Source organism: Polaromonas sp. (assembly GCF_012927485.1).
In the GTDB taxonomy this organism is placed as follows: Bacteria; Pseudomonadota; Gammaproteobacteria; order Burkholderiales; family Burkholderiaceae_C; genus Polaromonas.
Window position 1 is genome coordinate 43,098 of record NZ_JABBPC010000031.1, and the last position, 10,609, is coordinate 53,706.

Consider the following 10,609-nt stretch of genomic DNA (forward strand, 5'->3'; position numbering starts at 1 on the left):
ATTTACATCAAATAGCTCGCTGGTTCTTATGCGGAATGCGTGTGCAGGTACTCAAGCGACAGAATATTAGGGTGGATTGGCGAGACATGAAATTGCGTACAGCGCCGGTTCCAGTCGTCGGCTCCTGGCGCGGCCCTGGTTCGCTCGCCCCGTTCATGCTTTTTCCTGTCCACTACCCAGATATAAAACATCGGCAGATAAAACAGACTCAGGAAGGTGCCGGCCGCGGTCGTTGGGCGGCTGACCAGGACCGCTCTGGCGCCAAGCGGATCAGGGCCTCTTTTATCCGGGTCAGGTGCTGGGTGTTGAACTGCGCTGCGACCCGATCCGAAAATTGGAACGCGTCGGCTTTCTCCGGTGCAGGTTGGCCGTGACTGTATAAATTTTCAAATATAAAAGAAGCTTTGGCGTTTGTATAGCTTGCGTAAATGGCGCTCAAAAATACCGCGCTTTCAACTGCAACCTTCGCCCGCTCGCAACCCGCACAACTCCGCATAAGCGGGCAACTCCAGCTGCAGCGTGACATGGCGAATCTCAAAGTGCTCGTGCAATTCGTGCTCGGCCTCCTGTAATACCGCGCTGGTGTCGGTGCCCTGGTCTTTCAACACCATGTGAGCCGTGAGGGCGACTTCAGAGGTGCCCATGGCCCAGACATGCAGGTCATGCACTTCGGCAACGCCCGGCAGCTGCAGCAGCAGCGCGCGCACCACCGCCATGTCAATGCTTTCGGGAACGCCGTCAAACAGCATATGCAGCGATTGTTTAAACAGTCCCCAGGTGCCCAGCACGATCACCACGACAATCGCCAAGCTCATTACCGGGTCGATCCAGGTCCAGCCCTGCCATAGGTAGAGCGCGCCGCCAATCACCACGCCGAGTGACACCAGCGCGTCGGCCGCCATGTGCAAAAAGGCGCCGCGAATATTCAGATCGTTCTTCGGGCCGCGCATAAACAGTAGGGCGGTAGCGGTGTTGATCACGATGCCGACTCCGGCCACGGCCATGACGGTCCAGCCTTCAGTGGCTTCGGGCACACCCAGGCGATTAAAGGCTTCCCAGGCCAGTGAACCCATGGCCACCAGCAACAGCATGGCGTTAAAGAACGCCGCCAAAATCGAGGCCCTTTTCCAGCCATAGGTGTGGCGGTCAGTGGGTCGTAGCTTGCCGGCCAGCGCGCCGCCCCAGGCCAGCACCAGGCCGGCCACATCGCTCAGGTTGTGGCCAGCGTCGGCCAGTAGCGCCAGGGAATTGATCTTCCAGCCATAAAAACCCTCAATGGCTACGAAGGCGAAGTTCAGCACAATGCCGATGGCAAAGGCACGGCTGAATTCTGCGGCCGCATGGCTGTGCCCATGGTCGTGCGCAGCGCTCATTGCGTTGCCCCTGCATCACGGCTTGACTGGCGGCGCAGCACGCCGTCCAGTTCAGTGCCGGGTGCGACGGTGTTGAAGACCGTGCCGTATTTTTTGACGTTGTCGTGCAGCAGGTTGAGGCGCTGGTCGGATTCATCGGTGTCCACCACGATCTCGTAGCGGATGGACGCCATCTTCGGCGGCACATCCTGGCGCACCCCGTGCATGCGGACCTCAACGCCGCGCAAGTTGAACTTCAGCAACGGCGTGACGCGCTCAATGCTTTTAATCATGCAGGCCGACAACGCAGCCAGCAGCAGTTCAGCGGGGTTGAAGGCGTCACGCCGGCCGGCCAGGTCGGTGTCGAGCGTGATCTTCGCGTCCTTGCAGTCGGCTTGGCTGCCGTGGGCGTCAAGCCGATGGGCGGTCACTTCAAAAGTCATTTTTAAGGTATTTTCAGTCATCGTTCAATTCCTTTTGCGCTTAGGCCGCCGCCGTGCCGGGGACCAGGAAGGCTGGTTTCTGGTCAGGCGGCATTTGCTTCAGTTCCTCGTCTCGGCGCTGCATGGTGATGCGCGCAAAGGCCTCAGGTTTTCAGGTCCGGCCGGGCTGCGAGCCACCGCCCTCCGACGCGTCGAACCCCTTCCAGCCAGATTCCGCACAGTGCCAGCAGCAGGATAGCCACGGCCAGCCCTTCCGTGCCGGGCCACTCCAAACCCATGACGTTGCGCAGCCAGGGCATGCCCAGCACGGCGACCAGGAGCAGACCGACTGCGGCCGCCATGCGCCCAAGCCACGGATTGGCGGCGGTGACGCCCATCAGTGCCGGGCGTGTCAGGTCGCGATTGGCCAGGATAAGCAGCAGCACGCTTAGCACCAGCGCGAGGAACACCGTGCTGCGGCCCTGCGCAGCGCTCCAGTCCCGACCTGCGAGCCAGCTGAAGCCCAGCAGGAGGACCGCCGCGATGCCCAAACCCTGCAGTACCGCATAACCCACCGGCGCCGCGGCAAAGGGCGAACTGGATACCGGGCGCGGCGGACGCTCCATCAGGCCGCGGTCTTCTGGTTCGGCCTCGAAAACGATGGAACAGGCCGGGTCGATCAACAGTTCCAGCAGCACGATGTGCACCGGCAGCAGCAGCACTGGCCACTGCAGTAGTGCGGGCACCAGCGCCAACCCGATGATCGGCACATGCACGGCAAAGACGAAGCGCGTGGCCTTTCGAATGTTGTCATCGATGCGCCGACCCTGGCGAATGGCAGCCACGATACGGGCAAAGCTGTCGTCCAGCAGCACCAGGGCGGCGGCTTCCCGGGCCACGTCGGTGCCGCGCTCACCCATGGCGATACCCACGTCGGCGGCTTTCAGCGCAGGTGCATCATTGACGCCGTCGCCGGTCATCGCCACCACCTCGCCGGCGGCGCGCAGCACCTGCACCAGCCGCAGCTTGTGCACGGGCTGCAACCGGGCGCACAGGTCCACTTGTTTAAGCCGCTCGCGCAACGCCGTGTCATCCAGTGCCGCGATCTCGACTCCGGTGATCACCTCAGGTCGCTCGGACAATCCCACCTGACGCGCAATCGCGCGGGCGGTGGCCGGGTGATCGCCGGTCATCATGATCACGCGTACACCGGCGCGTCGACATTCGGCCAGCGCGTCAGGTACCTCGGGACGCGCTGGGTCGGCCAAACCCACCAGACCGAGGAATTCGAAGTCAAAATCATGCTGGCTTTTCGGCCATGACGGATCAGCACCCGAGGCAACTGCTGCGTTGGACCAGCGCCCTCGCGCGACGCCCAGAACGCGCAAGCCCCGCTCAGCCATCGCTTCAATCTGGTGCTGGATCGGCTCGCGCCGCTCCGCGCTCAGGTGGCACAGGTCGGCGACCGCTTCGGGTGCGCCCTTGGTAGCCAGTAGGTGTTGGGTCGGATCGGCGCTGGCGAACACCCGCGTCATTGCCAGGATCTCGCCCGACAGCGCGTATTCAAACTCGGGGAGTCGGCCCTCATGTACATGCTCAGTGCCCGCCAGCCAGCGGTGGCCGAACTGCTGGAGCGCCTTTTCCATCGGATCGAAGGGGTCGCCCGGCGTGGCCAGCATCGCGAACTCGGCCAGTTCGTGAAAGGGTTCAGGCAGATCGCTGGCGCTGTCCGGCGTGAAGTGCGCATCAACGGTTGCCAGCTCAGCCACTGCCATGCGGTTAACGGTCAGTGTGCCCGTCTTGTCCACCGCCAAGATAGTGATGGCGCCCAGCGCCTCGACGGCCGTGGCGCGGCGCGTCAGGACCTTCTGCTTTGAAATACGCCAGGCGCCCAGCGCCAGGAATACGGTGAGGATGACTGGGATCTCCTCGGGCAGGATGGCCATCGCAAACGCGATGCCCGACAGCAGGCTGTCCAGTATCGGCCGGCCGTCCCACCACCATCCCAGCAGGACCTGGAGGCTGGCCAGAACCAGCGCGCCCAGGCCAAGCCGCCGCACCAGCTTGCGCGAGGCTTGCTGCAATGCGGAGGGTGGCTCCAGGGTGGCCGCCAGGTCGGCGCCAATGCGTCCTACCGCCGTCGCGCTTGCAATGGCGCTCGCCTCGGCCATACCCAGGCCGCGCGTCACGACGGTGCTGGCAAACAAGGCTGCCGCGCCGTTACTCCCAGTCACTGCAAACTCGGCGGCCTTTGCAACGGGTTTATCCACATTGCTGGTGGATGGCAGCTTTGTCACCGGAACGGCCTCGCCGGTGAGCAGCGATTCGTCCACCTCCAGCTGACCGTCCAGCAGCAGTGCATCGGCGGCAATGCGGTCGCCCTCGCGCAGCACCAGCAGATCGCCGCGCACGACGTCGCGCCCCGCGATCCGCAGTTCCTGCCCGTCCCGGATCACCAGCGCGCGCGGTGCCGACAGGTCGCGCAGCGACTCCAGCGCACGTTGCGTCTTGCGCTCCTGCATCAGCGTAATGCCGATGACGACGAACACGAAGCCGAGCAGGAACAGGGCTTCGGCGCGGTCGCCCAGCGCGAGGTAGATACCACCGGCAGCCAGGAGCATCAGGAACATGGGCTCGGTAAGTACCTCGCGCACAATCGCAGCCGTGGACTTCGGCTTGCTGCCGGGCAGCAGGTTAGGTCCTTCGGTGGCCAGCCGTTGCGCTGCTTCGGCAGTGCTCAAGCCTTGCGGCGCTGGCAATGCGCCAGAGGATGACGCCGAGGCGCCCGGGGACTTGACGGCGTCGCCGAACACGAGTGCGCGGACCTGCATCCGCTGCGCCTCGTGCGGTACCGCTTCGCCGTGGATTGCCAGCGCCGCAGGGAGGTCCAGCCGACCTTGCGCATCGAACACCAGCCAGGTACAGATCTCCTTGACGACATCCTGCGCTTGACCGCCAACGACGCGCAGATTCCAGTCAATCAGAATGAAGCGACGACGAGCGAACTCGGGAATAGCGGTCTCGTTGCGGGCGAGCGCGAGGTAGCGGTCATACGCCAGCGGCTGCACGTGGCTGTCGTCACCAACCAGGAACAGGCGGTTTTCATGGTCTGCGGCAGCGGCAGTGTGCGCATAGTCGCCTTCGAGAATCGTTGACATCATGCGGGTCCTTCATGCATCGGCACGAAGCCGCCGCCAGGGGTTCGAACGGTGGACGTCTGGCCCTGGTACAGGCGGGCTGTCACCGATTGCACCTGGCCGTCACAGCTGTAGTCGCACAAGTCAAACTTTAGTACCGGTGCCGGGTTCTGGTCTGAAATGACGCGTTCGCCCGGTGTGACCAATGCCTGCGCGATAGAGTCCTCGACAAGGATTTTCTGCCAGATCCGCTGGGTCAGGCTGCCCCCCCGGTAAGCCGCCCGGCCGCCGAAGCCGGCAAACGGCTTGAAGACAAGGCGACGGCGCTCGCGCGCCAGGTCAAAGAGATCCGGCGCGCCAATTTCCGACTGCAATGCGCGCCGAAGCGCGTCGCTGTTAAGGGCTTGGATCGACACACCGTGGCGTGAAGCAACTACCAATGGTGTCGCTGGGAGGGAGCTCATCAAATCGGCCATTGGAAGATTTTGTTTATTGATAAATCAAAAACTGATCGCGGTTGCCGCTTCGGCAGCGAAGCGAGGGAAGCCGAGCGCCGCCGATTCCAGCGTGATGCCGCGCGCACGAAGAGCCGCTTCGGAGCCGGACTTTTGCGCCAGTCCAATGTACGTTGTCAGGCGCACACCTTGTTTGACCAGACTGTCGATTTGCGGGACCAGCGCGCCTTCGGCGGGTCCTACTATATAAACCCACAGCGCTGCGTCACTGCCGTTCTGGACCTGGTGCATGCGTTCTGCCAGCGCCGGCAGCGTTGAAAGCGAAGGCGCGTGATCATGAAACAGATGCGGAATAAGTGTGGACATGTCCGTCTCCAGTCGGATTTTAGGTTTCAAACAGGCGTCGGCCGTGCTGAAAGACCACCACTTCTCCGACAGGCAGCGCGATCCATGCTTCGTCTGTAGTCAGGGGCTGGGTGGCGACCAAGCTTACTTGCTGGGCGCCGTCCTGCACCGGTTTCAATGCAATTTGCAAAGTGGGACTGCCGAACGTCTCGTGGGGCGCCGCACATTTCCTTTCAATGTAGAACAGCCGGGTCGAACAGTGCGCATACAGGTATTGGCTGTCGGACAGCACGAAGTTGGCCACGCCGTGCCGCGCAAGCTCATTCGCCCAGTCTTGAATCACTGGCAACTTCTGGTTGAGAGTGATTACCTCGTGAGGTGCCAGCGCATGACGCAGGCGGTCCATCAAGGCACAAAAGGCCCGTTCCGAGTCAGTCTCGCCCAGCGGAAAGTTCCAGGTCGGCGTCAGGCGGCTATCGCCCATCACGCCCGGCAAGTTGCCGTTGTGTGCAAACACATGGCAAGCCCCGTACAACTCGCGCGCAAACGGGTGTGTGTTGGTGTAGGCGTTCACGCGCGGCAGGCTGGCCAGACGAATATGCGAGATCACTATTTCGCTGCGAAATTCGTGCGATTCGATGAAGCGCAGGCAGGCACTTTTTGACGCGGGCGCCGCTTCCTTGATCAAGCGAAAATCGGCACCTTCCTTGAACGCAACGCCCCAGCCGTCCTTGTGCGGACCCAGTCGTCCTCCGCGCCCGCCCAGAACGCCCAGGGAAAACGTCACGTTGGCAGGCTTGTCGCTTGAGAGCGCAAAAAGTTCACACATGAATCATTGACCTTAATGAATGCTTTGCGCAATCAAGCCGAGGGTACACGATGTATCGATTTAACGTCTCCGCATTTCCTGCTGCTGGCTTGGCAGTGCCACCAGAACGGCCGCTGAAACTACAGACGTACTGAGTGTCCCGTTTAGTATGGCGTTAAGCTCGGCGCGCTATGAAATTGGTCTACCGCAGTCGCTGGAAACATGTTTCGTGTTCAAAAATTGAGGTTTAGCCCAGCTCTTATCGTGCTTCCCAATGGAGCCCTTCACTATGCAGGATCGCTTCAAAACTAATATGTCAGGGGAGGGTGATCGAGAAATTTCATGCAGCCGTCTCCTTGGTTCAGCAACAGCGGCCGCCGACTGTCGGCCCGATAGCGGCGAAAGCGGCCTTCTTGCTCGACGCTGAGCAGGCGCGCTTGTGCCAGCGCCTTAAAGTGAAATGACAAATTGCCGGGCGGCGCATCAAGCGCCGTAGCAATTTCGCCTGCGACCATGCCCTCGGGACCTTTCTTGACCAGGAGCCGAAACACATTGAGCCGTACGCGTGGTGAGCGCGATTTAAAAATCGAGCTGTCAGCACTTTTTCCCCTAAGATGACTATGCAACACAGGTTGAAGTATTGAAACCATGAAGTGCGTAGCTGCTCGGTAATTATTTGCGCTGCCTGGTTTACAGATAAAGGCCATTCCTTCGCACCAGCTGGCGTGGCGGGATTTCAACGGACGCAAAACGCGATCGTTACGGCGCTTGGCTTACCGTCCCCAGGAGTTTCATCACGAATTTGCGCTGGCTGCCCGCTTTTCATGTTTAGATCCGAAAGATGACGAATCGCGCTATGACAAAAACCGCACTGAGAATCGCACTCACGTTCGCGGTTGCCGTAGCAATCAATTTTTTTTGGGAAGTGACGCAGATGCCTCTTTATGCGGGGCAGGGCAGTATTGCCAATGTTGCCGTGCATTGCATTGCCCCGAGTCTTGGCGACGGCATTATTGTCTTGATGATTTTCGGCGTTGGCCGGGTTTTTCTGCGCCGATCAGATTGGTCGGATCGGCCGAGAGTTTCAGGCTACATGTTGATGCTTCTGTCCGGGTTCACTTTGGCGGTATTTATTGAATGGGTTGCGGTGTATATCCTCGGCCGCTGGAGCTATACGGTGGCTATGCCACTGTTGCTGGGCTCCGGTATCGGCGTCATACCGATACTGCAGATGTTGGTTTTGCCGCCCGTCATCTTCAAAATCGCTGCGCGCTTGCTTGACGTCATTGCGAGCTTGTCAGCTTGAAATAAAAACAGGCTCCGCCTGGGCCGGCGACTACTTCAGGCGCGCCGCGCTAGCGTTGGAGGCGGGCCCGTTCGCCGCCTGGCGCTTCCAGCGTTACTTCAGCGTCGAAACGACGTAGTCCGTGCCTGTATGAATCAATTCGGCGGGTGTCACCGGCCTTGAGGTCGCCAGGCTTTGGTGTTCTGATGCAGGATCCGGATTTTGAATCAGGCATTGAAAGGTAAGCCTGCTGAAGCGACACATTTATGCTGCTGTGGGACAGGAGTCGACCAGCTTATATCCTGCGATAATAAAGATGCTTGAAACGGAAATTCGGAGCGCTCCGAATTTTTTTATCAAACACTATCGCCGCAAGGCTTACTGCCCGTAGCTCAGTCGGATAGAGCATCAGCCTTCTAAGCTGAGGGTCGGGGGTTCGATCCCCTCCGGGCAGACCAAGACAGCCCTTCACATCGTCTCATAGACACTTTAAACCCGCTTGCTCGTCGGCAAGGCGAGTTTTTTGTAATCTCAAACTGGGATCAAGGACTAACGAATTTCTGGACAATGCGCACCGTCCGGTCGCCTCAGTGCGACTTGGACTTTTCCATGACGTTTTCGGCACATGATCCGAGGCCAAATTTCTTAGTCGGCAAAAGACGATCAAGTTGCCCACTGGCTGCGTTCGCTGTATCTCGGGGGGCGCCCGATCTGCCTGCTGATGTCAGCGTTTTTGATACTGCATCTTTCCAAACAGAATCTCCCGCTCCTTGTCGCCGGTTAGGGGGTGGCGCAGATCCGCGAGCACTTTCACGCCGCGCTGTACGGCCGGGCGGGCGTTGATGAGATCAAACCATTTTTTGAGGTGGGGATAGTCGGCCCAGTCAATTCCTTGGTTTTCCCAGCTACGCAGCCACGGGAAAATGGCCACATCGGCAATCGTATATTGGTTGCACGCGATGAATTTGCTGGAGGCCAGCTGCTTGTCCATCACCCCGTAAAGCCGCTTGGTCTCGTTGGTGTAGCGGTTGATGGCGTAGTCGATCTTCTCGGGCGCGTAGACGCGAAAATGGTGGGTTTGCCCGAGCATGGGGCCAACACTGCCCATCTGGAACATCAGCCATTGAAGGACCTGAAATCGAAGCCGGTCGCTTTTGGGTAGTAGTTTGCCGGTTTTGGAAGCCAGGTAGAGCAAGATGGCGCCGGACTCGAACAAGGAAATGGGCTTGCCGTCCGGGCCGTTTGGATCAAGCAATGCCGGAATCTTGTTGTTGGGACTGATGGCAAGAAAGTCGGGCTTGAATTGATCGCCTGTGCCGATGTTCACCGGGAAGACCTCCCAGTCGCGGCCCAAGCGCAGGCCGCATTCCTCCAGCATGATGTGAACCTTGTGGCCATTGGGCGTAGCCCATGAGTAAAGCTGAATCATGGACGCTTCCTTTAGTACATTCTGGTCATCGTACTGTACGAGAAAAGTGCGAAACCTGTTGGAGCGGCTCCAAAAAAGGATGGTCGTGGGCGAGGCGGGCGCAGGGGTGCCTCAACCGTTGAAACACTTCATGAATACACCCTACGGAACCGCCAGCGACGGGGCATACCGCTTCGATCTGTCTCGATCCTTGCGAATCAGCTGCTGAAGGTTTTCCCCATCGTCATCACTCTGACCGCGCTCCTACAAATGCTTAGTGCCCCTAGAGAAATAGCGCAGGCAGCTATTATTTTAATAGCGCCCGCGGTTCAAAAACGTCGCAGATAATTTAGGAGCCGCGCGTTATTGGCATGTTGACCACTCGGGGATTCAGCAAGTGCTTGGCCAGCTCCAGCTTGGCCAGTGAAGCCCGATGCACTTCGTCCGGACCGTCGGCCAGGCGCAAGGTGCGCTGGCTGGCGTAGGCGTAGGCAAGTGGAAAATCGTCCGAAACGCCACCGCCACCATGGGCTTGAATGGCCCAGTCAATGATTTGGCATGCCATGCTGGGCGCGACCACCTTGATCATGGCAATCTCGGCCTTGGCCACTTTGTTGCCCACGGTGTCCATCATGTAAGCCGCCTTCAGCGTCAGCAGGCGGGCCTGCTCGATCATGCAACGGGCTTGGGCGATGCGCTCATGCCAGACGGTTTGGAGTGCAATCGGCTTGCCAAATGCAACGCGGGTGTTGAGGCGTTTGCACATCAGTTCGACAGCCCGCTCGGCAATTCCGATACTGCGCATGCAGTGGTGAATGCGTCCGGGGCCAAGCCGCCCCTGGGCGATTTCAAAGCCGCGACCTTCCCCGAGCAGCAGGTTGCCGACAGGTACGCGCACGTTCGTCAGGCGCACTTCCATGTGACCGTGCGGTGCATCGTCGTAGCCAAAGACCGAAAGTGGTCGAATCACCTTGACGCCGGCCGCATTGGCAGGCACCAGAATCATGGATTGCTGTTCATGGCGACCGGCATCGGGATTGGTTTTCCCCATCACGATGTAAATGGCGCAGCGTGGATCGCCGGCGCCGGACGACCACCACTTGAGACCGTTGAGAACGTAGTCATCGCCATCGCGCTCAATACGGCATTGAATGTTGGTCGCGTCCGACGAAGCCACTTCCGGTTCGGTCATCAGGAAGGCAGAGCGGATCTCACCTTTGAGCAGCGGCTCCAGCCACTGGTCTTTGTTGGCTTCGGAGCCATAGCGTTCGATGGTTTCCATGTTTCCGGTGTCGGGTGCCGAGCAGTTGAACACCTCGGCCGCAAACGGTACGCGGCCCATGATTTCGCACAAAGGCGCGTATTCGAGATTGGACAGGCCTTCAGGTGCACGCGTG

10 protein-coding genes and 1 tRNA gene are annotated in these 10,609 nt (G+C 59.9%); 2 read left to right on the plus strand and 9 right to left on the minus strand.

The genetic code is table 11. From position 1 onward, the window contains the following. Positions 1–452: 452 nt before the first annotated feature. The 7 genes from HHJ16_RS12140 to HHJ16_RS12170 form a co-directional block, all read right to left on the minus strand. The gene (locus tag HHJ16_RS12140; RefSeq protein ID WP_296900889.1) at positions 453–1,373 is read right to left on the minus strand and encodes a cation diffusion facilitator family transporter; all 921 of its coding nucleotides are present in this window, start codon (positions 1,371–1,373) and stop codon (positions 453–455) included. After that, positions 1,370–1,816, minus strand: coding sequence for an OsmC family protein (locus HHJ16_RS12145; protein ID WP_296900890.1), 447 nt, complete (start codon positions 1,814–1,816; stop codon positions 1,370–1,372). Before HHJ16_RS12145 ends, HHJ16_RS12140 begins: the two co-directional genes overlap by 4 nt. Before the next feature lie 122 nt (positions 1,817–1,938). Then, on the minus strand, positions 1,939–4,605 hold the full coding sequence (locus HHJ16_RS12150) for a cation-translocating P-type ATPase (RefSeq protein WP_296900907.1): 2,667 nt from the start codon (positions 4,603–4,605) through the stop codon (positions 1,939–1,941). Between the two features lie 326 nt (positions 4,606–4,931). Continuing rightward, complete coding sequence (locus HHJ16_RS12155) at positions 4,932–5,375, minus strand: hypothetical protein (protein WP_296900891.1); 444 nt, start codon at positions 5,373–5,375, stop codon at positions 4,932–4,934. Positions 5,376–5,411: 36 nt separating this feature from the next. Next, entirely contained in the window at positions 5,412–5,732 is a 321-nt protein-coding gene (locus HHJ16_RS12160; protein ID WP_296900893.1) for a hypothetical protein, read from the minus strand. A 19-nt stretch (positions 5,733–5,751) separates the two neighbouring features. Then, positions 5,752–6,540: a class II glutamine amidotransferase gene (locus tag HHJ16_RS12165; RefSeq protein ID WP_296900895.1), complete on the minus strand. Its 789-nt coding sequence runs from the start codon at positions 6,538–6,540 to the stop codon at positions 5,752–5,754. A gap of 287 nt (positions 6,541–6,827) precedes the next feature. Continuing rightward, positions 6,828–7,148: a helix-turn-helix domain-containing protein gene (locus HHJ16_RS12170; RefSeq protein ID WP_366557491.1), complete on the minus strand. Its 321-nt coding sequence runs from the start codon at positions 7,146–7,148 to the stop codon at positions 6,828–6,830. 212 nt (positions 7,149–7,360) lie between these two features. On the opposite strand from HHJ16_RS12170, the gene HHJ16_RS12175 reads away from it, so the two are divergent. Both HHJ16_RS12175 and HHJ16_RS12180 read left to right on the plus strand, forming a co-directional pair. Further along, a complete protein-coding gene (locus tag HHJ16_RS12175) occupies positions 7,361–7,825 on the plus strand; it encodes a hypothetical protein (RefSeq protein ID WP_296900896.1) in 465 nt (154 codons plus the stop codon). Positions 7,826–8,185: 360 nt separating this feature from the next. Continuing rightward, positions 8,186–8,262: transfer RNA gene (locus tag HHJ16_RS12180), tRNA-Arg, on the plus strand. Between the two features lie 266 nt (positions 8,263–8,528). Here HHJ16_RS12180 and HHJ16_RS12185 read toward each other — a convergent pair. Together HHJ16_RS12185 and HHJ16_RS12190 are read right to left on the minus strand one after the other, a co-directional pair. Further along, a complete protein-coding gene (locus tag HHJ16_RS12185) occupies positions 8,529–9,233 on the minus strand; it encodes a glutathione binding-like protein (protein WP_296900898.1) in 705 nt (234 codons plus the stop codon). A gap of 328 nt (positions 9,234–9,561) precedes the next feature. After that, on the minus strand, positions 9,562–10,609 hold a 1,048-nt coding region (locus HHJ16_RS12190), incomplete at its 5' end, for an acyl-CoA dehydrogenase family protein (protein WP_296900901.1).

What these genes read in the sequence shown, in the direction of transcription:
- HHJ16_RS12140 (WP_296900889.1), bottom strand. Translation starts at nt 1,373, where the DNA reads ATGAGCGCTGCGCACGACCATGGGCACAGCCATGCGGCCGCAGAATTC.
- HHJ16_RS12150 (WP_296900907.1), bottom strand. Translation starts at nt 4,605, where the DNA reads ATGCAGGTCCGCGCACTCGTGTTCGGCGACGCCGTCAAGTCCCCGGGC.
- HHJ16_RS12165 (WP_296900895.1), bottom strand. Translation starts at nt 6,540, where the DNA reads ATGTGTGAACTTTTTGCGCTCTCAAGCGACAAGCCTGCCAACGTGACG.
- HHJ16_RS12175 (WP_296900896.1), top strand. Translation starts at nt 7,361, where the DNA reads ATGACGAATCGCGCTATGACAAAAACCGCACTGAGAATCGCACTCACG.
- HHJ16_RS12155 (WP_296900891.1), bottom strand. Translation starts at nt 5,375, where the DNA reads ATGAGCTCCCTCCCAGCGACACCATTGGTAGTTGCTTCACGCCACGGT.
- HHJ16_RS12145 (WP_296900890.1), bottom strand. Translation starts at nt 1,816, where the DNA reads ATGACTGAAAATACCTTAAAAATGACTTTTGAAGTGACCGCCCATCGG.
- HHJ16_RS12185 (WP_296900898.1), bottom strand. Translation starts at nt 9,233, where the DNA reads ATGATTCAGCTTTACTCATGGGCTACGCCCAATGGCCACAAGGTTCAC.
- HHJ16_RS12160 (WP_296900893.1), bottom strand. Translation starts at nt 5,732, where the DNA reads ATGTCCACACTTATTCCGCATCTGTTTCATGATCACGCGCCTTCGCTT.